The organism is Sphingopyxis witflariensis (assembly GCF_002205635.1).
In the GTDB taxonomy this organism is placed as follows: domain Bacteria; phylum Pseudomonadota; class Alphaproteobacteria; order Sphingomonadales; family Sphingomonadaceae; genus Sphingopyxis; species Sphingopyxis witflariensis.
On sequence record NZ_NISJ01000010.1, the window covers coordinates 108,390 to 133,179 of the forward strand.

At 62.6% G+C, this 24,790-nt stretch carries 22 protein-coding genes; 16 read left to right on the forward strand and 6 right to left on the reverse strand.

Going from position 1 to position 24,790, the window contains the following annotated elements; genetic code table 11:
* Nucleotides 1-6 precede the first annotated feature (6 nt).
* The 3 genes from CDQ91_RS16520 to CDQ91_RS16530 all read left to right on the forward strand — a co-directional run bounded on the left by CDQ91_RS16520 (nucleotide 7) and on the right by CDQ91_RS16530 (nucleotide 2,150).
* Nucleotides 7-1,086 (forward strand): phosphotransferase family protein, encoded by a 1,080-nt coding sequence (locus CDQ91_RS16520; RefSeq protein ID WP_088473819.1) that lies wholly within the window; start codon nucleotides 7-9, stop codon nucleotides 1,084-1,086.
* A 135-nt stretch (nucleotides 1,087-1,221) separates the two neighbouring features.
* Nucleotides 1,222-1,689, forward strand: a complete 468-nt coding sequence (locus CDQ91_RS16525; protein ID WP_088473820.1) for an Lrp/AsnC family transcriptional regulator — start codon at nucleotides 1,222-1,224, stop codon at nucleotides 1,687-1,689.
* The gene (locus CDQ91_RS16530) at nucleotides 1,686-2,150 is read left to right on the forward strand and encodes an Lrp/AsnC family transcriptional regulator (RefSeq protein WP_054586678.1); all 465 of its coding nucleotides are present in this window, start codon (nucleotides 1,686-1,688) and stop codon (nucleotides 2,148-2,150) included. The genes CDQ91_RS16525 and CDQ91_RS16530 overlap by 4 nt, the downstream gene beginning before the upstream one ends.
* 97 nt (nucleotides 2,151-2,247) lie before the next feature.
* Here the strand turns inward: CDQ91_RS16530 and CDQ91_RS16535 are convergent, their stop codons facing one another.
* Nucleotides 2,248-4,011, reverse strand: coding sequence for an N-acyl-D-amino-acid deacylase family protein (locus CDQ91_RS16535; RefSeq protein ID WP_054586679.1), 1,764 nt, complete (start codon nucleotides 4,009-4,011; stop codon nucleotides 2,248-2,250).
* 209 nt (nucleotides 4,012-4,220) lie between these two features.
* Nucleotides 4,221-5,069: an SDR family NAD(P)-dependent oxidoreductase gene (locus CDQ91_RS16540; protein WP_197709676.1), complete on the reverse strand. Its 849-nt coding sequence runs from the start codon at nucleotides 5,067-5,069 to the stop codon at nucleotides 4,221-4,223.
* A 148-nt stretch (nucleotides 5,070-5,217) separates the two neighbouring features.
* Between CDQ91_RS16540 and CDQ91_RS16545 the strand changes: the two genes are divergently transcribed.
* From CDQ91_RS16545 to CDQ91_RS16590, 10 genes are all read left to right on the forward strand, one after another.
* Nucleotides 5,218-6,207 (forward strand): phosphotransferase family protein, encoded by a 990-nt coding sequence (locus tag CDQ91_RS16545; protein WP_088473865.1) that lies wholly within the window; start codon nucleotides 5,218-5,220, stop codon nucleotides 6,205-6,207.
* A gap of 12 nt (nucleotides 6,208-6,219) precedes the next feature.
* Nucleotides 6,220-6,957, forward strand: a complete 738-nt coding sequence (locus tag CDQ91_RS16550; protein ID WP_054590045.1) for an SDR family NAD(P)-dependent oxidoreductase — start codon at nucleotides 6,220-6,222, stop codon at nucleotides 6,955-6,957.
* A gap of 25 nt (nucleotides 6,958-6,982) precedes the next feature.
* The gene (locus CDQ91_RS16555; RefSeq protein ID WP_088473821.1) at nucleotides 6,983-8,206 is read left to right on the forward strand and encodes an acyl-CoA dehydrogenase family protein; all 1,224 of its coding nucleotides are present in this window, start codon (nucleotides 6,983-6,985) and stop codon (nucleotides 8,204-8,206) included.
* A 9-nt stretch (nucleotides 8,207-8,215) separates the two neighbouring features.
* Nucleotides 8,216-9,253, forward strand: a complete 1,038-nt coding sequence (locus tag CDQ91_RS16560; RefSeq protein ID WP_054586682.1) for an alcohol dehydrogenase family protein — start codon at nucleotides 8,216-8,218, stop codon at nucleotides 9,251-9,253.
* A gap of 218 nt (nucleotides 9,254-9,471) precedes the next feature.
* Nucleotides 9,472-10,224, forward strand: coding sequence for an enoyl-CoA hydratase/isomerase family protein (locus CDQ91_RS16565; RefSeq protein ID WP_054586683.1), 753 nt, complete (start codon nucleotides 9,472-9,474; stop codon nucleotides 10,222-10,224).
* 41 nt (nucleotides 10,225-10,265) lie between these two features.
* Entirely contained in the window at nucleotides 10,266-11,558 is a 1,293-nt protein-coding gene (locus tag CDQ91_RS16570; RefSeq protein ID WP_088473822.1) for a cytochrome P450, read from the forward strand.
* Between the two features lie 66 nt (nucleotides 11,559-11,624).
* Nucleotides 11,625-12,614: an NAD(P)H-dependent flavin oxidoreductase gene (locus CDQ91_RS16575; protein ID WP_088473823.1), complete on the forward strand. Its 990-nt coding sequence runs from the start codon at nucleotides 11,625-11,627 to the stop codon at nucleotides 12,612-12,614.
* Entirely contained in the window at nucleotides 12,611-13,822 is a 1,212-nt protein-coding gene (locus tag CDQ91_RS16580; protein WP_088473824.1) for an acyl-CoA dehydrogenase family protein, read from the forward strand. The genes CDQ91_RS16575 and CDQ91_RS16580 overlap by 4 nt, the downstream gene beginning before the upstream one ends.
* A gap of 10 nt (nucleotides 13,823-13,832) precedes the next feature.
* Nucleotides 13,833-14,939, forward strand: a complete 1,107-nt coding sequence (locus CDQ91_RS16585) for an acyl-CoA dehydrogenase family protein (protein WP_158213702.1) — start codon at nucleotides 13,833-13,835, stop codon at nucleotides 14,937-14,939.
* 53 nt (nucleotides 14,940-14,992) lie between these two features.
* Nucleotides 14,993-16,462: a coniferyl aldehyde dehydrogenase gene (locus CDQ91_RS16590; protein ID WP_088473826.1), complete on the forward strand. Its 1,470-nt coding sequence runs from the start codon at nucleotides 14,993-14,995 to the stop codon at nucleotides 16,460-16,462.
* A 6-nt stretch (nucleotides 16,463-16,468) separates the two neighbouring features.
* On the opposite strand, the gene CDQ91_RS16595 is transcribed toward CDQ91_RS16590, so the two are convergent.
* Nucleotides 16,469-16,972, reverse strand: a complete 504-nt coding sequence (locus CDQ91_RS16595; protein WP_158213703.1) for a DUF3237 domain-containing protein — start codon at nucleotides 16,970-16,972, stop codon at nucleotides 16,469-16,471.
* Between the two features lie 202 nt (nucleotides 16,973-17,174).
* On the opposite strand from CDQ91_RS16595, the gene CDQ91_RS16600 reads away from it, so the two are divergent.
* Complete coding sequence (locus CDQ91_RS16600; protein ID WP_088473828.1) at nucleotides 17,175-19,502, forward strand: enoyl-CoA hydratase-related protein; 2,328 nt, start codon at nucleotides 17,175-17,177, stop codon at nucleotides 19,500-19,502.
* Nucleotides 19,503-19,536: 34 nt separating this feature from the next.
* Entirely contained in the window at nucleotides 19,537-20,313 is a 777-nt protein-coding gene (locus CDQ91_RS16605; protein WP_088473829.1) for an SDR family NAD(P)-dependent oxidoreductase, read from the forward strand.
* A gap of 57 nt (nucleotides 20,314-20,370) precedes the next feature.
* On the opposite strand, the gene CDQ91_RS16610 is transcribed toward CDQ91_RS16605, so the two are convergent.
* From CDQ91_RS16610 to CDQ91_RS16620, 3 genes are read right to left on the reverse strand one after another with little or no spacing between them, the layout of a single operon-like run.
* Nucleotides 20,371-21,144, reverse strand: a complete 774-nt coding sequence (locus tag CDQ91_RS16610; protein WP_088473830.1) for an SDR family NAD(P)-dependent oxidoreductase — start codon at nucleotides 21,142-21,144, stop codon at nucleotides 20,371-20,373.
* Complete coding sequence (locus tag CDQ91_RS16615; RefSeq protein WP_088473831.1) at nucleotides 21,141-22,691, reverse strand: acyl-CoA synthetase; 1,551 nt, start codon at nucleotides 22,689-22,691, stop codon at nucleotides 21,141-21,143. Before CDQ91_RS16615 ends, CDQ91_RS16610 begins: the two co-directional genes overlap by 4 nt.
* 13 nt (nucleotides 22,692-22,704) lie before the next feature.
* Nucleotides 22,705-23,811 carry an NAD(P)-dependent alcohol dehydrogenase gene (locus tag CDQ91_RS16620; RefSeq protein WP_054586694.1) on the reverse strand — a complete coding sequence of 369 codons (1,107 nt, stop codon included), beginning with the start codon at nucleotides 23,809-23,811 and terminating at the stop codon, nucleotides 22,705-22,707.
* Between the two features lie 165 nt (nucleotides 23,812-23,976).
* On the opposite strand from CDQ91_RS16620, the gene CDQ91_RS16625 reads away from it, so the two are divergent.
* Nucleotides 23,977-24,786, forward strand: coding sequence for an SDR family oxidoreductase (locus CDQ91_RS16625; RefSeq protein ID WP_088473832.1), 810 nt, complete (start codon nucleotides 23,977-23,979; stop codon nucleotides 24,784-24,786).
* Nucleotides 24,787-24,790: the final 4 nt, after the last annotated feature.

The following is a 24,790-nucleotide window of genomic DNA, read 5'->3' on the forward strand; positions in this document are numbered from 1 at the left end:
CGCGCGATGGCGGAGACACCGAAACCGGACGTTATCGCGAGCGTGATGCGGGCGACCAAGCCGGACTTTACCGATATAGACCCGGCGGACATTGCCCGCTTCCTGGCACAGCAGCCGGACATCGCGGGGCCGGTGGAAATCGCCAATGTTCGCGGTGGCGGCGCCAATGCGGGCGCGTCGAGCGGCGTTGTCGTGTTTGATGCAATATTGGAGGGCAAGGTCGAGCCGCTCGTGTTGCGCTATGCGCCGCTCCGCAACGAGGGCCGCATATTCTTCGACTATGGCATCAGGCAGCAATATGAACTGCAGGCGCGTCTGGCCGATGCCGGGCTTGCGGTTCCGCGCGCGCGCTGGATCGATCCCGACGGCGCCGTGCTCGGGCTGCCGGGCTTCATCATGGAGAAGGTCGAAGGCGATGTCGCGCACGCGTCGCCCTTCAGCGCCGGGCTGATCGGCGACGCGGCGCCCGATGTGCGCGAGCGGCGGATCGCATCGATTTTCCGGGCCCTGGGCAGCGTGCATGGCGCCGCCTGGCAGGGCAGCGCGGTCGCGTCCTGCGTTCGGCAGGCTGCGGGCCGGACCCATTTCGAACGCTATATCAACTGGTATTGGGAAACCGTCGAGTGGGTGCAGCCGCCGCATCGCGAGCGGCTCGAGCGGTTGCGGTCCTGGCTGTTTGCGAACCAGCCCGATATTCATCATGATGACCTGGCGCTGATCCATGGCGATCCAAGTCTCGGCAATTACATGCTCGAAGGCGACGAGGTACGCGCGATCATCGACTGGGAACTCGCGGGTATCGTTGCTCCGGCTTACGACATTGCCATGCAATGTATGGCAAATTCCTATTATCGAGCCGTGTCGGCGCCCGAAGTCGCCGCCAGGATTCCCGATGACGCGAGCTGGGTGGCCCATTATGAAAGCGTGACGGGTCGCAGGGTCGAGCATTTCGAGTTTTTCCGCAGGGCGGTGACGCTGCCGCTTCTGGTCGTCCAACTGTCGATGTCGCGCAATTTTCCCGATGGTCTGCGCGATGAATTCCTCGCTGGTATGGAAGCGATTTGGGCGGTTGGGGAGGGCCGTTAAGCCGGAGCCGCCCAAGTCCGTGCTCGGCTCCGGGAATTGCGAGCAAACTTCCGGGCTGGCGTGCTGCGCTGACAACCGATACGGAGACGTGGCCGGCATCCGCCGGAGCGGGCTAACTGGAAACGGGCGATATCCATGAGCAGCGACATCCTCGACGATCTCAATCGGGCGATCATTGCCGCGCTTCAGGAAAATCCGAGCAGAACGAACAAGGACATCGGGGAAACACTCGGCGTTTCCGAACCTACTGTGGCGAACCGGATCCGGGCGCTCGAAGATGCCAATATCCTGCGCGTCATGATGCAGCGCGATATGCACGCTCTGGGTTATTCGGTGTTCGCTTTGGTCGATCTCAATGTTGAAGGCCGCACGCCCGAAAATGTCGCTGAAGACCTCGCCAAGCTCGATGCATGCACCAGTGTTTCGGTGGCGATGAGCAGCCCGGACATCTTCGCCAATATAAATGCGCCCGATGGCGCTGCGCTCCAGCGGATCGTCGACGAGCAGATTGCGAAGATCGAAGGCATCGCCTCCTACGAGGTCAATACGGCGCTGGAGATCGTGAAACTGGATCCCCGCTTTGGCAAGCTGGGATCCGAATGATGCGCCTCGATGATCTGGACCAGCGTATCATTGGCCTCCTCGCCGAAGATGCGCGCATCAGTAACCGCGAAGCGGCGCGCCTGTTGGGTATCTCGGACACTGCGGTCCGTAAACGCCTGAAGAAGCTGTCCGATTCGGGCGCTGCGAAGATCACGGCGGTGGCTGATTCAGCCGCGTTGGGAATGACCACCGCTGTTCTGGTGCGGGTTCAGACATCTCCCGAAACGGCGCGCGACGTGGTCGAGGCGATGGCCAGTTTCGACGAAGTGAGTTTTGCTGCCTTGATGACAGGACGCTTCAATATCGTTCTGCTCGTGGCGGCGCAAAGTCGTCAGGCCGTGGCAGATATTATTCACATGCATTTACGGCGGCGATCCGGCGTACACCGGGTAGAAACGGTCGAGATCGTCTCGGTCGCCAAGCACAATCTCGATATCGCCCTGGTCTCCAGAAAACGCTGACCCCACCCGGCCGAGGTGCCGGGACTCGGGCTCACGGGCTCCGCACTAGCGACCCTGTGGAAGGGGACGGCCTGCGCCCCCTTCCGGAGATTCACTATCATTCTGCGGCGATCGCCATTGGATGCATCAGCTGCTCATCCATGTCGGCACCGCCCGACCCGACCAGTCGGCCCGGTGTCGCACCAGTGCACTCGGTGCCATTGACGAAGGTCGTCTCGCCATTCACCATCACCCGCTCGATGCCCTGGGGCTTGCAGACGCGCCGCCAGTCGCCATCGGGAAGATCATGGGCGATCTCATATTTGAGCCGCGGATAGTCGAGCGCCTCATAGTCGTAGATGAAAAGATCGGCCGCTTGCCCCGCTGCCAGCGTGCCCCGGTTGTGGAGTCCGAGCACTTCTGCCGGAACCGCGCTGAGCTTGTAGTGCATTTCCTCAAGCGTCATCAACCCGGTCTCGCGAACCATCCAGATGATCGCGTCCGTCGAATATTGACCGCCAGCCCAGAATTTCACATGCGCTCCGCCGTCCGAGGTTCCCGGAATGGTGAACGGATGTTTGAGAACCTGTGCGACTTTCTCGTCGTCAAAGCTCATGCCTTCGGCCACGAGGAAATCGCTGTCGGCATTGGTATCGACCACGATATCCATAAACACGTCGATCGTGGGCCGATTGCCAACGGCGGCCGCGATTTCGCCGACCGACTTGCCTTCATACTGGTTCCATGGGGCGACGCCGCAAGCGTCGTTCAGGACATAATGCTCGAGCGGTCCGCCGGCCGGTGCGAGCAGTTCAGGCCTGTACACGTTGCGCAAGCGCGTGCGATAATCCTCGTCCGCCGCTTTTGCGACTTTTGCCGCGCGATCGCCCGCGAAGGTGAATTCGCGGAACTCGGGGATGATGTTCCAGATATCCCAGTCCATCGGTTTGAATTCGTTCCAGCCGCGCGTGGTCAGGGTCTGGGTGAAGATTTCCAGCCCCTCTTCCCGCGCCTTGTCGACCAGAGCGAGGACTTCCTCATGATAAGTGGGCAGAAAGTCGTTGACGATGACGACATTGTGGAGGACGGGCCGGCCCGACACCCGTGCAACCTCTAGCGCGATCTCACCGAAGCGCGCACCCGGGGTATCGACGAGGGCCTGGATCGAGCCTTCGCCGCGCTCGCGAAGCACTTCCGCGAGCGCCAGAATGTCCTCGCGGCTCATCGTGTCGCTCGGCATCGGGGTGCCGTCACAGTCGATGTGGGTGTTATGCTCGCCCTGGTAGGAAAAGCCGAAGCCGATTGCGCCCGCGTCCATGGCGGCGTGCAGTTCCTGCTTCATGCGCTCCCGCTCTTCCGCAGTGGCCGGACGGCTTTTCGCTGCTTCGAGGCCCATCACATAGATTAGGAGCGGATTGAGGGGAACATAGCTGGCGACGTTGACCCCCTTGGGCACCCGCTTGAGATGCTCGATCCATTCGGGGAAGCTGACCCAGTCCCAGCCGAGCGCTGTCCGCATCGCATTTACGGGAACCTGTTCGGTGGTCTCCATCATCTGCATGTAGCGCTCCCGGTCCTGCGGATGGCAGGGGGCAAAGCCAAAACCGCAATTTCCCACGCCGATTGTCGTGGTGCCATGCCAGCCAGAGTTTGTGGCATAGGGATCCCAGTGCAGTTGAGCGTCATAATGCGTATGGGCGTCGATCACCCCCGGCGCGACGATCTTCCCGGTGCCGTCGATGACATCGCTCGCGTCGCCGCTGATCCCGGCGCCAATGTCCGTTATGATCCCGTCTTTGATTCCGATATCGCCCACGAACCGCGGCGAGCCCGTGCCATCGACGATCGTGCCACCTTTGATGAGCGTGTCAAACTTAGGCATCCCATTCTCCCATCTCTCTGTGTTGCTCGACATTATGGTCGGCATTTGGTTCTCAAATTCGACAAAAATGATGCAAGTATCTATATTATGCGATCCACCATTGAGTCAAATATAATGGGAAATGATGTCATGGCCGGTCTGGACTGTCTTGATGGCGTTTCGACCCTCCCTTTGCGCGAAAGGGGCAGGCCGATGCGCCGACGGGATGCTCAAACCGCGGTGTAGCCACCATCGACGATGAACTCGGAACCCGTGATGTAGCGTGCGCCGTCGCTTGCCAAGAACGCGACCAACGGCGCGATGTCATCGACATTGCCCATCCGGCCCACGGGAATCTTGCTGTTCCATGCGGCAACAACCCGCTCCACCGACGCTGGTTCGCCGTTCGCGGCGGTAGGTCTCTCGTGATGGGCGCCGAGCCTGGTTGCCGTCGGACCCGGCAACACTGTATTCACTCTTACGGCACGCTCGGCCAGTTCGACCGCGACAGCCTTGCTCAACATACGGATTGCGCCCTTGCTCGCGCTATAAGCGGCATAACGGTCCCCTGCCACCGTCCCATAGATTGATGAGATATTGACGATGGCGGCGGTTGACGTGCCGTCCGCCTGACGACGCATCGACAAAAGCGGCAGTGCCATCTGCATCCCCATGAACGGACCCTCGACATTGATCCGATATTGCCTTCTCAGATCGTCGAGAGGAGCGGTCGCAAAAGGCGTGTCGAGCATGATGCCGGCGTTGTTCACGAGAATGTCGAGCCGGCCGAGCTTTTCGGCGAAGCCGATCGCCGTCTCCCAATCGGCTTCGCTTGTCACGTCATGCCGGCAGGCGTGCGTTCCCTTGGTGCCATCGCACCACTCAAGGCGAGAGGCATCGATATCGGTCGCAAGTACCTCGGCGCCGGCGGCAAGCAATTGCTTTGCCACGGCAAGGCCTATCCCGCTTCCCGCGCCCGTCACGATCGCAACGCGGCCCTCCAATTCGATCGAATTCACCATCACCTCCATGATCGAAAACTGAGAAGCGCCATCGAGCCAATCGACGGCGTCGCGCAAATTGCGCGCGCGCTTCCGTGCTTCGCCGCCATTCGCGCCTCCGGATTGGCATTGACATGCGCGGCCGTCAAATGCGATTATACAAGCAATTAATTAAATATCGGAGGGCGCGGTGGAGGGTGTCGATCTTGTTTCGCTTGATCGCTGGATGGAAGCCCGGAGCCTTGGAAGTGGCTCGATTTCCGGCGTCCGGCTTCTGGCTGGCGGAACCCAGAATATTCTCCTCCGCTTCCATCGCGGGCCGTCCGAATTTGTTCTCCGCCGGCCGCCGCCGGTCCTGCGCGCGGGATCCAATGAGACGATGCGCCGCGAAATGCGCGTCCTCGAGGCACTGCGCGGTAGCGATGTTCCTCACCCTGGCTTCATCGCCGGATCTAGCGACGAGACGATCCTTGGCGCTGCTTTCTATCTCATGCAGCCGGTCGATGGCTTCAACCCGATGTCCGGGCTCCCCGCCTTGCACGCTCGCGAGCCGCTGCTGCGCCGCCGCATGGGCCTCGCCGTGGTCGGGGCGATCGCCGCACTCGGCGCGCTCGATTATCGGGCGGTCGGCCTCGCGGATTTTGGAAAGCCCGAGAATTTCCTGGAACGCCAGGTGGGGCGTTGGCGCCGCCAGCTTGAAAGCTATGCCGATCTAGCCGGGTGGCCGGGGCCTGGCGCCATCCCGGGGGTGGACGCGGTGGCGGCCTGGCTCGATCGCCATCGCCCAAGCTCATTTCAACCGGGGATCATCCACGGAGATGCGCATCTTGCAAATGTGATGATCCGGCCGGACAGCGGGGAACTCGCAGCCCTCGTTGATTGGGAATTGAGCACGATTGGCGACCCCCTGCTCGACCTCGGCTGGCTGATCGCGACATGGCCGACCGATGGCTCATCCTTCGCCACGGACGCCATGGCAAATCAGCTCACCGATCTTGCATCTCCTGCCGACCTCGCGGCGCATTACGCAGCGTCAAGCGGCCGGGATCTCGCGGCTCTCGACTGGTACATCGTGCTCGCCTGCTACAAGTTGGGCATCATTCTGGAAGGGAGCTTTGCGCGGGCCTGTGCCGGAAAGGCGCCGCGAGAAACCGGCGAACGGCTTCACGCGCACACGCTCGCTCTGTTCGAGCGCGCCCTCAGCATCATTCGTTGAAAAGGAAAGATGATGATCGACGATACCGATTTTAGCGGACGCAATATTCTCGTCGTCGGCGGATCGAGCGGGATCGGCAACGGCATAGCCCAAGGGTTTCGCGCCCGCGGCGCCAATGTTCATATCTGGGGGACGCGCGCCTCTGCGTCCGACTACAGCGCCGATGAAGGGTCCGACCTTGAAGGACTGGGCTATCATTGCGTCGATGTCGGGACGCCCGAGGCTATCGAGACGGCGGAGATTCCCTTCGACACGCTGGACTCCCTCATTTTGTCGCAGGGAACCGTATTATATCGGCGCCAGGAGTTCGAGCGCGAAGGGTGGGATCGTGTCATGGCGGTCAATATCGACAGCCTGATGCATTGCGCGCGCAAGTTCCGGCCACTGCTTTCGGCGTCCGGCGGGTCGATTATTATCGTGAGCTCGACGTCCGGCTTGCGCGGCAATATCGGAAACCCGGCTTATGCCGCGTCCAAAGCGGCCGCGATCAGTCTGACCAAAACGCTGGGCCAGGCTTTTGCCGGTGACGGGATTCGGGTGAATGGTCTCGCTCCGGGGCTCGTCGATACCAAATTGACACGGATCACGACCCAGAATTCCGCTCGTCTCGACGGCGCGCTCGCCACGATCGCGCAGCGACGCATGGGGACGCCCGCCGATATGGCGGGTGCCGCCATATTCCTCGCATCCCCGCTCGCTTCCTACGTCACCGGCCACACGCTGGTCGTCGATGGTGGCCTGACGCTCTGATTTGCCATTCTGACAGGAGATACACATGCAGTTCGAACATAGCGAAAAGGTCCGTGACCTCCTGCAGAGGGTCGAAACGTTCATGGATGCGCATATCTACCCCAATGAGGAAGAGTATTACCACTTCATCCACGACCAGAGGAATCTGTGGCAGGAGTGGCCTGGAATGCCCGCCCTCAAGGCCGAGGCGCGTGCTCAGGGCTTGTGGAACCTCTTCCTCCCACACGAATATGGCCGCTTCTCGCCCGGGCTCAGCAATCTTGAATATGCTCCACTTGCCGAGGTGATGGGCCGATCGCCGTGGTCGAGCCAGGTGTTCAATTGCTCCGCGCCCGACACGGGCAATATGGAAGTGCTCGCGAAATTCGGGACCCCCGATCAGCAGCAGCAGTGGCTTCAGCCCCTGCTCGACGGGGAGATTCGCTCGGCCTATGTGATGACCGAGCCGCAGGTCGCCTCATCCGATGCCACCAATCTTGAGCTGTCCATCAAGCCCGACGGCGACGACTATGTCATCAACGGCCGGAAGTGGTGGATTTCGAATGCGATGCACCCCGATTGCGCGATCTTCATCGTGATGGGAAAGACCGACTTCGATGCTCCCCGCCATGCCCAACATTCGCAGATCCTCGTGCCGCGAGATACGGCAGGGATCACGGTCGTGCGCAACCAGACCGTCTTCGGATCGATGAACTCGCCGGGTGGCGAGTGCGAACTGCGCTTCGACAATGTACGCGTACCGAAGGAAAATCTCATTCTTGGTGAGGGGCGGGGGTTCGAGATCGCGCAAGGGCGTCTCGGGCCGGGACGTATTCACCACTGCATGCGTTCGATCGGCCAGGCGCAGCGCGCGCTCGAGATCATGGCGCGCCGCGCGAACAGCCGCGTCGCTTTTGGAAAGAAGCTCGCCGATCAAAGTAGCATCCGCCAGGACGTCGCACGCAGCTTCTGTGAAATCGAGATGTCGCGCCTGCTCACGCTCAAGGCTGCCGACGCCATGGACCGCTATGGCAACAAGGTTGCCAAGGATCTGATCGCGGCCATCAAGGTGATCGCTCCGCAAATGGCGCAAACCGTCGCGGATCGGGCCATCCAGGTTCATGGCGGAATGGGCGTAAGCGACGACACCCCGATCGCCTACTTCTTCACCCTCAATCGCTATCTGCGCATCGCGGACGGTCCCGACGAGGTGCACATGTCGCAGCTCGGGAAGCAGAAGATCGCCGAATATTCGGCGATGGCGAAGTAGGAGGCCGGCATGAAGGCGCTGCTTTATCACGGGGCAGGGGATATCCGCTACGAAAGCATGGCCGATCCGATGCCGGTCGAGGCGGGCGACGCCATCGTTCGAGTCACCGCCTGCTCGATCTGCGGAAGCGACCTACACATTTATCATGGTCACGGATTTTCCGAGGATCGGGGCTTTTGTGTCGGTCACGAAGCGGTCGGCGAAGTGGTCGAAACCGGACGCGCCGTCTCGCGGCTCCGCGTCGGTGACCGGGTCATGATCCCCGCAGCAGCGGGCTGCGGCGCCTGCCGACCCTGCCTGTCGGGCAATGTGATCGGGTGCGAGAATGGCGCAGCGGCCTGCTACGGGTTGTCCGCCGCGCTTCAAGGTTCGCAGGCCGAGGCCGTTCGCGTCCCCAGCGCGGACGCCAATGCGGTGCTGATCCCGGAAGGGATATCGGAAGAGCAGGCGCTGCTGATGACAGACGCCCTTTCGACCGCCTGGTTCGGTGCGCGCAGCGCCGATATCGCCCCGGGGAGCAGCGTCGCCGTAATTGGTTTGGGGCCGATCGGCCTCATGACGGTCGACTCCGCCTTCGTGCTGGGCGCCCATATCGTATATGCCATCGATCCCGTTCCAGAAAGGCGCGCGCTGGCGGCAGCGGCGGGCGCCGTCGCTCTGCACCCTGACGAAGCCGTCGCCGTGATCCGGGAGGCGACGAAAGGACGTAAACTCGATTCCGTCGTCGAGGTGGTCGGGAGCGACGCGACGGTCGATATGGCATTACGCTTGGTAAGGGCGCGCGGCACCGTCTCGGTAATCGGTGTGCAGCAATCGCGCCGTTTCGCCTTTCCGCTCGAACGCGCGTTCGCGGCAGGGCTCACATTCCGGGTCGGGACCTGCTCGGTCCCCGAAGAATTGCCGACCCTTTTTCCACTTGTCCAGGCGGGGCGTCTCAAGCCGGAAACCTATGTCTCCAATCGGCTGCCGCTGCGAGACGGCGCCGAAGCCTATGCGATGTTCGACCGCCGGGAGGCGGGAACCCTGAAGATCATCCTCGAGCCCTGAAGACGCGACTGGCTGGATCTGAGTCCGGCGCGCCCCTGCTGACCGCACGCGGAAAGGGGGGGCGACACGGCAAAAAATGCGCGCCTCTGCTTGCGGCGCTTCGCCGGCAAAACCGTTCGCATTGACCGCAGAGCTATGCAGTTGATCGGGCGAACGCATTTGTGTATCTAATAATCGAGCAATTAATTAATTGTCGAATCGCTCGCGGAGAGGACGCCATGGCATCGGGATTGTCGGTAGAGTTGCGGGTCGACGGGCCAACCGCACATATCATCCTCAACCGTGAGGACCGGCTCAACGCGATCAACAACGACATGTTTCGGCGGCTTGAAGATCATGTCGCGCGGCTCGCGGGCGAGGCCGAAACTGTTCGCAGCGTCATCGTGCGTGGCGCGGGAAAATGTTTTTCTGCGGGGCATGATCTGCAGGACATCGCGTCTGGCGATGCAGCGCATGATGTCTCTTTTCAATCTTCGGTGCTCGAGCGTCTCGCGAATCTGCCCCAGGCGGTTATCGCGGCGGTGCACGGTCATTGTTACACCGGCGCGCTCGAGTTGGCGCTGGCCAGTGATTTCATTCTCGCCGCCCGGAGCGCGCGGTTCGCGGACACGCACGCCAAATGGGCGCTCACGCCTGTGTGGGGTATGAGCCAGCGGCTGCCCCGTCTGGTGGGCCAGGCCAAGGCGCGCGAGATGATGTTCACCGCGCGCACGATCGATGGCCGGGAGGCGGCGGAGATCGGACTGGCGGCGTCCTGCTTCGAGGATACTGAGTTTCTGGAGCGGGTCGATGCGATCGCGTCGATGATCGCTGAAAATTCGGCTTTCAGCATTGCCGCCTATAAGCGACTGCTCGCCGAAACGGACAATGTCCCGCTGCATCTCGGCCTCGCACACGAAGTCCGCAACAGCGCAGGCGTCGGACCCGACATGGGCGAACGTATCGCGGCCTTTTCAAAACGCAAAGCATGACCGCGCCATCTGGAGCGCTGGTCGATCGGGAGTGAGTGACGATGAGCAATGAAACCCAAGACCTGGCCGCGCCAGCCGAAATGGCGGCCCGGCTTGTGAACCCGGCGTCGTTCGGCGACCCCGCGACCCTGCACGCCGACCTTGCCTGGCTTCGTGGCCACCAGCCCGTTTCGCTTGTCGATACCGCCGGTGTCGATCCCTTCTGGCTCGTGAGCCGACATGGCGACATCATGGACATAGAGCGCCAGCCCGACATTTTCCGCAACGGTGATCTTTCGACGGTTCTCATCGGAAGTCCGATGCTCAAGGCGGTGGAGAATGCGACCGGCTGTCCGCACCTCACCCGTAACATGGTCAACATGGACGGAGCAGAGCATCGTGCCTATCGCTCGCTGGTCCAATCCTGGTTCATGCCAGGCAATGTCAAGAAGCTCACGGACGACATCCGCGAGATTGCGCGCGCGCATGTCGATCGGATGATGGGGCTCAGCGGCGAATGCGACTTTGTCGCCGATGTGGCCCTGCATTATCCGTTGCACGTCATCATGAGCATCCTTGGCGTTCCCGAAGAGGACGAACAGCGCATGCTGATGCTGACCCAGCAACTTTTCGGCGCCCGCGATCCGGAACTCAGTCGAAAAGCCGATGCCATGGCCGATCCGGATACCGCCATAAAGGTGTTCGGGGCCGTCGTGGCGGACTTCCACGCCTATTTCTCCAATATTACGGCGAACCGCCGCGCCGAGCCGCGCGACGATCTAGCGACCATCATCGCGAACGCCATGATCGACGGCAAGCCGATCGACGAGCGCGCTGCCAACGACTTTTACATCCTGGTCGCGACCGCCGGGCACGACACCACCTCCGCCTCGACGGCCGGTGCGATCTGGGCCCTCGCGGAGCGGCCCGCCTTGCTCGCCGAGGTGAAGGCCAATCCCGACCTGATCCCGGCTCTCGTCGATGAGGCGATTCGCTGGGTCACGCCGGTGAAGCATTTCATGCGCGCCGTTGCCCGGGATCATGAGGTGAATGGCCACCATTATAAGGCCGGGGACTGGGTCATGCTGTCCTATATGTCGGCAAACCGTGACGAGGCGGTGTTCGACGATCCGTTCGAGTTCCGGCTCGACCGCCCGGCAAACAAGCAGATCGCATTCGGTTACGGGCCCCATCTATGTGTCGGCCAGCATCTCGCGCGCCTCGAGATGAAGACCCTGTTCGAGGAACTTCTGCCCCGGATCGAATCGCTCGAAATCGCCGGCGAACCGGCCTGGACCCAGGCGACGCTGGTCAGCGGGCCGAAACGCCTTCCGATCCGCTTCACTCAGAGTTGATCGGCGGGTCGACGCGCGGCGGCGTTGGCAGAGAGACGACAGCATATTCGCAGGACGGATACGGGAATGGGAATCAGAACACGCATAACCGACTTGCTCGGGATCGAGCATCCGATCGTCCAGGGCGGCATGATGTGGGTGGGAACCGCGGAGATGGCTGCGGCGGTTTCCAATGCCGGTGGCCTCGGAATCATCACCGCGCTCACCCAGCCGTCTCCCGATGCGCTGCGCGCCGAGATCGAGAGATGCCGGGAGCTTACCGACAAGCCATTCGGCGTCAATTTGACGATCCTGCCGTCGATTAATCCCCCGCCCTATGCCGACTATCGCAAGGCGATCATCGACAGCGGCATCAGGATCGTCGAAACCGCAGGCTACAAGCCACAAGAGCATGTCGACGATTTCAAGGCGCATGGCATCATCGTGCTCCATAAGTGCACGGCTGTCCGGCACGCCCTCTCCGCCGAACGCATGGGCGTCGATGCCATTTCGATCGATGGCTTCGAATGCGCCGGGCATCCGGGCGAGGATGATATTCCCGGGCTTATCCTGATTCCCGCCGCTGCCGACAAGATCAAGGTTCCTATGCTCGCATCGGGCGGATTCGGCGATGGGCGCGGGCTGGTGGCAGCCTTGGCGCTCGGCGCTGACGGTATCAACATGGGGACGCGCTTCTGTGCGACCAAGGAAGCCCCCATCCACGACGATATCAAGCGCGCCATGGTCGATAACGACGAGAGGGGGACCGACCTGATCTTCCGCAGCTATCGCAACACCGCGCGCGTCGCAAAGAACAGCGTTTCAGCCGAAGTCATTGCGGCCGAACGGGAAGGAAAGCCCTTCGAAGCGATCGCGCATCTCGTCAAGGGCGCGCGCGGGAAGGAAGGGCTGGACCGCGGCGATCCCGATCATGGGATATGGACGGCTGGCATGGTTCAGGGTCTCATCCATGATATCCCGACGTGTCACGAACTCATCGACCGGATCATGGGCGAGGCCGAGTCGATCATCACGAAGCGGCTGGCGGCGATGATGCCTGGAGCGCTCACATCATGAACGTCGATTTCGATCCATCGCTCGAAGCGTTTCGCGAGGAAGTCTGCGCGTTTCTCGATACGGCACCCACCGACGCGATCCGCGAGGCGGGGCGGAAGACCACAAGCGTTTTCGCGCCGTTCGAGGCGACAATGGAATGGCACCGCCTTCTATATGCGCGCGGCTGGGCCGCCCCGGCCTGGCCCGTCGAATATGGCGGGACCGGTTGGTCGCTCGAGCAACGCTATATTTTCTCCGAGGAGCATTGGAAGCGCGATCTGCCGCCGCTCCTGCCCAACGGCCTGATCATGGTCGGCCCCCTGCTCATGGAGCTTGGCACGCCCGAACAAAAGCGCCAGCATCTCCCCGGGATCCTTTCGGGCAAGGATTACTGGACCCAGGGCTATTCCGAACCGAGTGCCGGTTCTGATCTTGCCGCCCTGTCATGCTCGGCCCTGGCCGACGGTGACGATTATATCATCAACGGCCAGAAGACATGGACGACCCTCGCCCACAAGGCCAACAAGATGTTCATGCTCGTGCGCACGAACCGGGACGGCAAGAAGCAGCAGGGCATTACCTTTCTCCTCCTCGACCGGACCGACTATCCCGGCATGCACATCCGTCCCATCATCGGCCTCGATGGTGTGGCCGAGCAATGCGAAGTATTTTTCGATAACGTCCGCGTCCCCCAGGCGGGCCGCGTGGGCGCCGAGAATGAAGGCTGGAGCGTCGCCAAGGCGCTGCTCAAGCATGAGCGGGGCGGCGCTGCGCATAGCCCGGCGATCAGGCGCAAACTCGATGCGATCCGGGCCGCGGCGAGGGATGCAACGGCGTCCTTTGGCGGACCCCTCAGCGAGGATCCGGTTTTCCAGCGCGACCTTGGGGAACTCGAAGCCGAAGTCGCGTCCTTCGAGCATGTCGAGAAGCTGGTGCTAAGCGGCCACGCCCTCGCCGACGATCCCGCGATGCCGTCGCTCAACAAGGTGATGAGTTCGGAACTCTCGCAGCTGCTGTCGATCATGATGACGCGTGTTGCCGGGATCGACGCGCTGCCGCTGCAATTGGAAGCCCTTGAGGTCGGGTCCGGCGTTCAACCCCTGGGCGATCCCTTCAGCCTCGTGGCGATGCCCTATTATCTGAATACCCGGGCCGCTTCCATCTATGCCGGCAGCAACGAGGTCCAGCGGGACCTCATCTCCCGCAATCTCCAGACCGTTCGCGCCTGAGGCAGAGCCCATGAATTTCGAATTCTCCGATGAGCAGGTCATGCTCCGCGACAGCCTCTCCCGGATGCTCGATCAGCGTTACGCCTTTGAATCGCGCCGGCGCATCATGGCTGGTCAGGCGGAAACCGGAATCTGGAGCGAACTCGTCGATATGGGGATTGTCGCGATGCCGCTTCCCGAAGCCTGCGGGGGACTGGGCGGTTCGGCCTCCGACATTGTGGCGATATCGGAGCTCTTCGGTCGCCACCTGGTCATCGAGCCTTTGCTTCCCTCGGTGATCCTCACGGGCCGGGCGCTCGCTCGCTTCGACCCCGCGGGACCGGTGCCGCGATGGATTGCCGATATTGGCACCGGAGCTTTGCGCGGCGCCTTCGCCCATGAGGAAGGTAGCGGCACCGGCGCCTCTTCGACGCTGTCGACCAAACTCTATGAAGGTGAGGCCGGTCCACGCATCCGGGGTAGCAAAAAGCTCGTTCTTGGAGGCGGAGAAGCAGGGGTGCTGCTCATCTCGGCGCTCTCGGAGACGAAGGCGGTCTGCCTGGCCGCAGTGCCCGCCGATGCAGAAGGCATTGAAGTGCGACGATATCGCGCGCTCGATGGCAGGCCCGTTGCGGATATCCTGTTCCATGACGTCGCGGTCGACAGGGCTGCCATAATGGCGGGCGCCGATGCGGCGCTGGAGGCCTTGCTCGCGGATGCCCGGCTCGCACTCGCCGCCGAAGCCGTCGGGGCCATGGCCGTCCTGATGGCAACCACCGCAGACTTCGCGGGCACGCGCGAGCAATTCGGTCGGCCGATCGGAAGCTTTCAAGCGATCGCGCACCGGCTCGCCGATATGAAAATTGCCTATGTCAAGGCGCGAGCGTCGCTTCTCTATATCGCGGCGCTGGCCGACAGCGGACGGGCAACGAGCCGGGATATTTCGGTATTGAAGGCGCAGGTTGGCAGGCTGGGGCGCGAGATCGCGCAGGGGGCCGTACAGATCCACGGCGGCATCGGCATGACCGACGAGCTTCCGGTCGGTCATTATCTCAAACATATTCTCACGATCGACGGTCTGTTCGGCAACACGGACTATCATCTGCGTGAAATCGGCAGGGTAGTCGCCTCTGCGTGAACAGGGGGGGAAGCGTCAGCTTCCCGTTTCAGAAGCTATGGAAGGTACCAAAAATGACCAAGAGCTTACGCGCTGACACGATGGCCACCGATAGCGCTGCTCTCGAGCAGTTGCTGCAGCGTCAGCGCAAGGCCCATATTGCGGACGGTCAGGCGAGCGCGGATTTGCGAATTGACCGGCTCGATCGCTGTGCTGCCTTGCTTCGCGACTATTCCGCGCGGTTCGAAGAGGCAATCAATGCCGATTTCGGCAACCGGTCGCGCCACGCATCGGCTATCACCGACATCATGAGTCCGCTTGGCGCGCTGCGCGACTGTCGGGCCAATCTGCGCAAATGGATGCGCAGCGAACGACGGCCGGTCGAACCGAGGTTGCTCGGCCTCTTCGGTGCCCGGTCGGAAATCCGGCTCCAGCCCAAAGGCGTGATCGGTATCATCGCGCCGTGGAACTTTCCGGTGGGTCTCGTCTTCTCTCCGCTTGCCGGCGTTCTGGCTGCCGGGAACCGGGCGCTGGTCAAGCCGTCGGAATTCACGCCGCGAACGTCGGATCTGCTCCAGCAATCGATCGCCGAATATTTCGCGCCCGACGAGGTCGCGGTCGTGACAGGCGGTGCCGATGTGGGGGCCGCCTTCGCGGCGTTGCCCTTCGATCACCTGATATTCACCGGCGCCGGCTCGGTCGCAAAGCATGTGATGCGCGCTGCGGCGGAGAATCTCGTACCCCTGACGCTCGAGCTTGGCGGGAAGAGCCCCGTGATCCTCGGTGCGAGCGTGGACATGCCCGTCGCCGCAGCGCGGATCATGGCCGGAAAAACCCTGAACGCCGGTCAAATATGCCTGGCGCCTGATCATATATTTGTGCCTCGTGGGCTACGCGACAGCTTTGTCACCGAGGCACGGCAGGCGACCGAGGCGATGTTCGGCTCCCTCAAGGATAATCCTGACTACACGGCCATGATATCGGACAGGCACTTCGAGCGCGTGCGCGGCTATGTCGCGGACGCGCGTGAGAAGGGTGCCACGATCGTCGAGATCAACCCCGCTGGCGAGACGTTCGAACAGCAGGAGCATCGCCGGATACCTCCGACACTCATTCTCGATGCGACCCGCGACATGGCGGTAATGCAGGACGAGATATTCGGGCCGCTTCTGCCGGTCATTGCATATGACAGCGCCGAGGAGGTTGTGGCGGAGATCAATGCGCACGACCGGCCGCTTGCGCTCTACTATTTTGGATCGGAAGCGGGCGAGCGCGATCGCATCATCGATGCCACGACCTCGGGCGGTGTGTGCGTCAATGACGTAATCATGCATTGCGCACAGGAAAATCTGCCTTTCGGCGGCATCGGGCCTTCCGGCATGGGTGCCTATCACGGGATCGACGGCTTTCGCGAATTCAGCCATCGCAAGGCGATCCACACTCAGCTCGGCAAGGATCTGGGGCCGATGAAGCTCTTCAGGCCGCCCTATGGCGCCAAGCTTCGCGCCTTTGTCGACAAGCAGATCGGAGCGGGCGCCCGGTAGAAGGAGCTAGCCGTCGAATTTGAACACGCTGTCCGCGCGCGCCAGACCAATCGACTGATCGGGGACGCATTGGTACATGAGATATTCGACGGCCCTCCCGTCCCCCCGACCCTCGGCGACCGCCATCACATGGTTCAGCCAGGAATAGCGCGCGTGGCTGGTTTCGAAGCGGGGCTGCGTCGCAAAATAGGTCTCGCCGAAGTCGACCGTTTCGCCGGCCTTGTATTTGGCAGCAGCCTGCGGCGTCGTGTTTGCGACCCCGAAATATTGGACGAAGATATTCGCCATGTCGTGGGTGACGATGACGAGCCGAACGTCGATGTGAAAGACGCCCTCCTGGTCGATCAACTCGAACTCGCCTCCGACAGGCGCGACCGTGCCCTTGATACGTGGGCCTTCGACGGTGCCGCCGCCCAGCTGCCACACGTTGCGGCGACCCTTTGGTATCAGTCCGATCGGATAGCGGTTGCCCAGATCGACGCGCATGCGCAGCAGGGGTTCAAGGTGCATGCTCTTCTCCATCAAGTTGGAATGCTCGGCTGCTACGGGCTGTCGTTTTGAAGCGGGCAGCGTCGCATCCTAAGACGGGCGGCGATAATAATCAATTGACCAATTAACTTGCCACCCGTCGTCTGCTTGCCTATCGATCGGTTTTAGGATGACGCTGCGCGCCAGTGGCGAGCCGGTCGTATAAGGATGGGAGACAGCTGAGATGAAAGGGACAGCAGCAGCGCAGACGCCCGTGATCATTGCCGTCGGCGAGATTGTGGACCGCCCGGATGACCCGGCCAAGGCGCTCGAACCTGTGGCGCTGATGGCAGAAGCGCTGCGCCGCGCGGCGGCGGAAACGCCGGCCGTTCTCGGCGCGCTGGACTCGATCGATCTCGTCGGACAGGTCACCTGGCGCTACCGCGACCCCGTAGCTCTTCTTTGCGAGAAGCTCTCGATCGGCCCCGCCCGTGCCCAAAATGCCAGCATGGGCGGCGAAACGCCTATTCGCCTCCTGCACGATGCAGCACTCCGTATCGCGCGGGGTGACAGCGCCGTTGCCGCGATCGTCGGCGGTGAGGCCGTCAATGCGATGGGCAAGGCGCGCAAGGCCAAGGCGAAGCTCGACTGGACCCCGCTCGCTCCCAAAGAGGAAACCGTCGCGGTCGACTTCGCCTCGCTTCCGATGCGCAAGGCCTCGAAAAAGCTCGGAATGACTGCGCCCGTTCATATCTACCCGCTCTATGAGAACGCCTTCCAGGCCGCCCGCGGGCAGACCCCGGCCGAGGGCCGCGCCGCTGCCGCCGAACTCTGGGCGGACTATGCCAAGGTAGCCGCGTCCAATGAAACCGCATGGTTGCGTTCCGCGCCGGGAGCGGCAGAGATCGGCACGCCTTCGGAGAGCAACCGGCTGGTGGCCTTTCCCTATCCCAAGCTCATGGTCGCGAACCCTTCGGTCAACCAGGCGGCCGCGATCGTCGTGGCAAGCCTCGAATGGGCCCTCGCCAACGGGATTCCCGAAGAGCGGCTGATCTATATCTGGGATGGCGCGGCAGCGCAGGAGCCCGGGGATTATCTGGAACGCGACCGCTATGACCAGTCGACCGCGCAGCGCGTGGTTCTGGAGCAGGCAGTCGAGATCGCTGGCGGTGATGCCTCCGCGATCGATCTGGCGGAAATGTACAGCTGCTTTCCGATTGTGCCCAAGATGGCGCTCGAGACGCTGAAGCTGCGGCCGGACGTCAAGCCGACGGTGACCGGCGGGCTGAGCTTCTTTGGCGGCCCGATGAACAATTATATGAGCCACGGCGTCTGCGCGATGGTCCGGGAGCTGCGGGCCGGAAAGGGAACCACAGGCCTTCTCTACGGCCAGGGTGGCGTCGTATCCAAACATCATGCGCTGTTGATCTCGACGCGGCCACCGGAGAAGACTTTGAGCCCGGACTATTCGGTTCAGGCCAGGGCGGACGCGTTGCGCGGCTCCGTGCCCGAATTTACAGAGACCTATGAGGGCGCTGCCACCGTCGAAACGCACACGATCATTTATACGCCGAAGGGCGAGGTCCTCCACGGCGTCGTGATCGCGCGCACCGTAGATGGCCAGCGAACGATCGCGAAGGTGCGGCGTGACGATGATCAATCGATCTTGGTCCTCTCCTCGCTCGACGCCAATCCCATCGGCACGTCCGGCCATATTCGCATCGATGCCTTTGGCGCCCGAATATGGGAGGCAGGCGAGAAGCGCGACCGGCGCGCGGCGCCGCACCGCTTCTGTCTCGTCGAACGCGACGGGCCGATCACTCTGGTCACGATCAATCGCCCCGACGCGATGAACGCGTTGACGCCATATGCGAACGAGGAGCTGGCCGAGGTTTTCGACGACTTCCAGGCTGATCCCGATCAGTGGGTGGCCATCCTGACGGGGGCCGGCGACAAGGCCTTTTCGTCGGGCAATGACCTCAAGTTCACCGCGCAGTCGATGGCTGCGGGGTTGCCGCTCGAGACACCGACCAAGGGATTTGCCGGCCTCACCGCGCGCTGGGACAACAACAAGCCCGTGATCGCCGCGGTAAATGGTATTGCCATGGGTGGCGGCTTCGAGATTGCATTGGCCTGCGACCTCATCATCGCGGCCGAAGGCGCCGTTTTCGCTCTTCCCGAGCCCAAGGTTGGCCTCGCCGCTCTTGCGGGGGGGCTCCACCGTCTGCCGCGGCAGATCGGCCTCAAGCAGGCCATGGGCATGATCCTCACCGCCCGCCGCGTATCGGCCGCTGAAGGTCTGTCGCTTGGCTTCGTCAATGAAGTGGTGCCGCAAGACGAACTGCTCGCAGCGGCGCGGCGTTGGGCCGATGACATCGCCGCGTGCAGCCCGATGTCGATCCGGGCTTCGAAGGAGGCCGTCATGAAAGGCCTGGACGAAAGCGACCTCGCGGCCGCCTATGGGAACCAGACGCGATATCCGGCGATCGGAGCGCTCTTCCGGTCGGACGATGTGCGCGAGGGGCCGCTCGCGTTCGCCCAGAAGCGGCCACCGGTCTGGAAGGGCCGATAGGTTTTCTCGGGGTCTGCCGGGAAGGAGAGGGGGAATGGGTGTGGCTACATCTTTTGATCTGACCGGGCGCGTGGCGCTCGTGACCGGCGCTTCGTCCGGACTTGGCGCGAGCTTTGCGCGCGTGCTCGCTGAGGCCGGCGCTAAGGTGGTCCTTGCGGCGCGGCGTATCGACCGGCTCGAGGCAGAGGTCGATGCGATCAGGGGGCAGGGCGGCGAGGCGCTCGCCGTGGCCCTCGATGTCACGGACGAAGCCTCGACAATTGCGGCCTATGATGCAGCCGAGGCAGCTTTCGGAACTGTCGACACGATTGTCGCCAATGCGGGTATCGCGAGCGATAACGCGGCCCTGCACCTCACCGCCTCGCATGTCGACGATCTGCTCGCTGTCAACGTCCGGGGCGCCTTCCTGACCGCCACCGAAGGAGCGCGGCGGCTCGTGGCAGCGGGAAGCCGCGAGCGCGAGCATGGCCGAGTCGTCATCATCGGCTCCATCACGGCCGAGCGGGCGCTGCCCGCGGCGTCCGTTTACGGCGCGACCAAGGCCGCTGCGCGCCATATGGCCAAGGCATTTGCGCGCGAATGGGCGCGGCGCGGCATCAATGTGAATGTCATCCAGCCTGGCTATTTCGAGTCCGAGATGACGGCGGAGATGGTCGGAAGTGAAGCGGGGCAGGCCTATATCGCTTCCTTTCCGCGCGCCCGCTTGCGCCCGGCGAGCGATCTCCACGCGCCGCTGCTGTTTCTCTGCTCGGACGCATCGCTCGGGATAACCGGTACGGTCATCACCGTCGATGATGGACAATCGCTATGAGACATCCTTGCGACTTGCCTCTCCCGCTTTGGCTCCGGAGGGGTCGTTAGCCTCCGGTCAGCGCAGAAACTGGCCGTCGTCGACCTTGAGGATCGTCCCGGTGACGGCTTCCGAGGCGGGCGACACCAAATAGAGCAAGCTTGAATCAAGTTGCTCCGGCAAACCCAGCCGCTTGCGCGGAAAGGTGCCGATAAAGGCGTCGCCGGTCCGTGACCGCATCCCGTCCATCATCTCGGAATCGAACGAGCCCGGGGCAATGCAATTGACGTTGATATGAAAGCGCGCCCATTCGATCGCCAGGGCTTCGCTCATCCGCACGACCGCAGCCTTGCTCGTCGCGTAAAGGGCGGCGCCCTGCCTGGGCGCCACAAAGGCCGCTATCGAGGCTATATTGACGATCCGCCCATGTTGCCTGGCCTCGATGAGCCGCGTTGCAACCTCGCGCGCGAAGAGGAAGGGCGCACGCACGTTCACGTCGAGCACGCGATCGATGAGATCGAGCGGCATGCGCGTTGCGAGCTGCGCATCGGGAATGCCGGCATTGTTGATGAGGATCCCGGTTGGTCCGAAAGCCGCCTGCGCCTTATCGACGGCCTCGACGATTTGCCCCGGGTCAGCGACATCGGCTGCGACGGCGATCGCTCTGCCGCCCGCCGTCTCTATCTCGGCGACCAGCACTTCGAGGCGTTCGATGCGTCGGCCGACGACCGTAACGGCGGCACCCGCCGCTGCGAGCGTTTTGGCAAAGCGGTAGCCGAGCCCCGACGAGGCGCCGGTGACGATCGCAGACTGGCCCGCGAGAAGCGAGGCATCCTTCGGCGCGGCGGTCATCGCGATGCGGCTCCGGCAGACTTGTCCCTGGCCCAATATTCGTCGCGGATGAGGCGTTTGTAGAGCTTGCCGGTGTCGAGCCGGGGGAGCGCTTTCGAGAAGTCGATCTGACGAGGTGCCTTGACGTGACTGAGCTTCTCGCGCGCGAGCGCGGTAAGTTCAGCCGCAAGCGCGGCACCGGCGTCGGACCAGTGGACGGGCTGAACGACCGCGATCACGCGCTCGCCCATTTCTTCGTCCGGTCCGCCGATCACGGCGACGTCCGCGACCTTTGGATGTGTCACCAGCAGATTCTCGATCTCCTGCGGATAGATGTTCACCCCACCCGAGATGATCATGAAGCTCTTGCGGTCGGTGAGATAGAGATAGCCTTCCTCGTCGACCCAGCCGATGTCGCCGAGCGTCGTCCATCCCTCCGCATGCCGCGACTCGTCGGTCTTGGCAGCGTCGTTGTGATACTCGAACCGCGGCCCACCGCTGAAATAGATCGTGCCTTCCTGCCGAGGCGGAAGCTCCCGCCCTTCTTCGTCGCAAATGTGGAGCTTCGTCGTCAGGGGCCTGCCGACCGAGCCCTTGTGAGCAAGCCACTCCTGAGGCCCGATGAAGGTCCCGCCATTGCCTTCGGATCCACTGTAATATTCATGGATGATCGGACCGAACCAGTCCATCATCGCTTCCTTGACCGGGACCGGGCAGGGGGCGGCGGCGTGGACCACGGTGCTCAGCGACGAGACGTCATGGGCGGCGCGCTCGCCCTCCGGCATCTTGAGCATGCGGATGAAATGAGTCGGCACGAATTGCGCGATCGTCACCTTGTATCGCGCGATGGCGGCGAGCGCCGTCTCGGGTGCAAAGCGCTCCATGAGAACGACGGTGGCGCCAAGGCGCATCATCGCCATCGTCCAGCGGAGCGGTGCCGCATGATAAATGGGGGCAGGGCAGAGATAGATGCTGTCCGCCGACGCACCGTAGAGTTGCGTCGCCACCATGACGACCGAGTCCGGCTTGTCGATGGGCTCGCCGCAGATCGGGCTCGGCTTGATGCCTTTCGGCCGTCCCGTCGTGCCCGACGAATAGAGCATGTCATAGCCCGCCTGTTCGTCGGCGACCGGGACTGAGGGCATTGCACTGCGCTCGGACTCGAAATCGAGATAGCCTGCGATCCGGCCGCCTGTTGCGAACAGGTCGATATCGAGGTCGCGCCGCGCGATTTCCGCCGCGACCTCGCCTTGCGCGGCCGAAATGATGAAGATCCGGGCGCCGCTGTCGCGCAATATATATTCGACTTCGTCAGCCTGGAGCTTGTTGGAGATGGTGACGAAGTAGAGGCCTGCACGCTGGGCAGCCCAGGCGATCTCGTAAAAAGCGGGCGAATTGGGAAGGCACATCGCGATCGTCGAGCCGGGAGCCAGTCCGAGGGCCCTAAATAGCTGCGCGCCCTGGTTCGAGCGGCGGTCGAGATCGGAATAGCGCAGCGCCTCGCCCGTTTCGGCCATGATCAGGGCGGGCTTGTGGGGCGTCGAGCGGGCATGGATCGAGGGATGCATAGTGTCCGTCCTCTCAGGGGATCATCACGGCCTTCACGCACCGTCCGGCGTGCTGGTCGGCAATGGCTTCGTTGATCTGCGATAGCGGATATCTGCGAACGAGACGGTCGAAAGGCAGCTCTCCCGCCTTGTAGAGCTCGATCATGCGGGGGATGAACATATCGGGTAGGCTATCGCCTTCGATGATGCCCATCACGATATGACCCGCACCGACCAGTTGGTTGATCGAAAGACCCAGCCGATCGTCGGCGGGGCTTGCGATTCCGACAAGTCCGAAGGTCGCGCGCGGCGCCAATGCAGTCATCGCGGATTCGATGACCTCTCGCCGGCCTGTCGTGTCGAACGCATAATCGACCCCGACCGGGACGATTTCGCGGATTGCCGTCGCAAAGTCGGCGGAGGCCGGATCGATGACGTGCGTCGCACCAAGTTCGAGCGCCAGGGCCCGGCGTTCCTCCCGCGGCTCGACAACGAGGATGGTGGCACATTCCTGGACCTTGGCGCCGAGGACCGCACTCAGCCCCACCGCGCCGGCGCCGATCACAAGAAGCGACGAGCCTTTGGGGCAGGCGAGCGAGTTCATCACCGCGCCCACGCCCGTCTGGACACCGCAACCCAGCGGGCCAAGCAACTCGATCGGCAGCGCTGGGTCGACGCGGACGGTGTTGCGTTCATTGGCAAGTGCATAGGATGCGAATGACGACTGGCCGAAGAAGTTCGCACTTGCGGGTTCTTCGCCGACACAGAGCGTCCGGCTTCCGTCCACTCGGCAGCCGCCATAGTTCATTTGTGCGAAGCGAACACAATAGGCCGGCCGGCCCTCATCGCACCGGGGGCATTCGCCGCAGCTGTTGAAGGTCAGTACGACATGATCGCCAGGGCGCACCTTCGACACCCCCTCGCCGACGCGCTCGACGATACCCGACCCTTCATGGCCAAGCACCGCCGGCGCCTTCATGATCTGGAGACTTCCGCCAAAGGCAAGGTCGGTATGACAGAGGCCGACGCCCGCGATGCGGACCAATATCTCGCCCGGCCGCGGATCTTCGAGCATGATATCCTCGATATCCCACCGCCCCCCCGGGGTGCGGGCTACCGCGGCGAATGCTTGCTTGGCCATGCTCCATCTCCCATGCGCCGTCGCCGTTCGTCCATTGTCGAAAGGGGCAGCGGCGATCCTTGCTCGCGTGGAATTATCAATTGGCAAAAAAATAATCAATCAACTAATGAAATTCTCTGATGCTCGTGATGGGCGCTGACGCGAAGAGTGTGAGGGAGAGTGACAGTGGCCGGGGACGCGTTTCGTGAGGTTATTTTCAAGAACAGGACATTGTTCGTCGCCGGAGGGTCAGGTGGCATCAATCTCGCGATTGCCGAGCGATTCGCCGAACTCGGGGCGAACATAAGCCTCATAAGCCGCGATGCCGAGCGGGTGTGTGCAGCCGCCAGGAGCATTGATCCGGGTGGTGCGCGCGCAATGGGGCTCGCCGCCGATGTTCGCGATTTCGAGGCGGTGGACGCAGCCTTCGCTGCGACGGTCCAACGGTTCGGGGAGATCGACTTCGTCGTTTCCGGTGCTGCTGGAAATTTTCTGGCACCGGTGATTGGCATGTCCGCAAACGCGTTCAAGACGGTCATAGACATCGACCTTCTGGGCACTTTCAACGTGATGCGCGCTGCGTTCGACCATTTGCGCAAACCTGGCGCGTCGCTCATCTCGATTACGGCGGGACAAGCCATTCGCCCGACGATGTTCCAGGCGCATGCCGGCGCGGCAAAGGCAGGGATCAACAATCTGACCCAGACGCTCGCGATGGAGTGGGGGCCAGCCGGCGTTCGCGTAAACGCCATCGCTCCGGGGCCGATCGGCGATACTGAAGGCATGCGCAGGCTGACCCCATCGGAGGCTGCGACCGCGGCGTTGAAGAAACGGATTCCGCTGCGCGACTATGGCGTCAAGCGCGACATCGCCGATCTCGCGGTATTTCTTTGCACCCCCAATGCAAAATATATCACCGGAGCAATTCTCGATTGTGACGGAGGTTCTGTGCTCGGTGACGCGTCGGCAGACGCCCTCACTGTCCCGCCGCGATAGGCAA